The sequence below is a fragment of the Vibrio sp. 10N.222.55.C6 genome, from assembly GCF_041473395.1.
Taxonomy (GTDB): domain Bacteria; phylum Pseudomonadota; class Gammaproteobacteria; order Enterobacterales; family Vibrionaceae; genus Vibrio; species Vibrio crassostreae_C.
Genome location: NZ_JBFRSD010000909.1, coordinates 1 through 345, shown reverse-complemented (window position 1 = coordinate 345; position 345 = coordinate 1). Strand labels below are relative to the sequence as shown.

1 protein-coding gene is annotated in these 345 nt (G+C 40.3%); it reads right to left on the bottom strand.

The features are described 5' to 3' along the window. A partial coding sequence (locus AB4486_RS26820; protein WP_372119815.1) for a hypothetical protein occupies positions 1-180 on the bottom strand: 180 nt, incomplete at its 3' end. Positions 181-345: the final 165 nt, after the last annotated feature.

The window sequence follows — 345 nt, the reverse complement described above, 5'->3', positions numbered from 1 at the left end:
GTGATCACCATAAAAGACTTGGTAACACTGCTCATCATAGGCTTTTAAGGCTTCACCAAACAAACCATGCCACATCGCCCCTTTAAAAGCTGGCAGTTGTGTATTTTGTTTCAGTTGCACCGTGATCTGCAATTTTACCAATTGGAATTGTGCCGTGATTTCATTAAGGCATGCCATCATAGTGCTACACCATACTCTTTAATAAGCTCAGCAAGTTCTGCTTTTTGATCTTTTTCTCTTCTCTTCGGCTTTTGATGATAGCTATTGTTCCGAGCTAACTGGTATAACTCTTTTGCGGCACTGGATTCTTGGTGATGAACATTATCTAAAAAGAAATGGATCGCC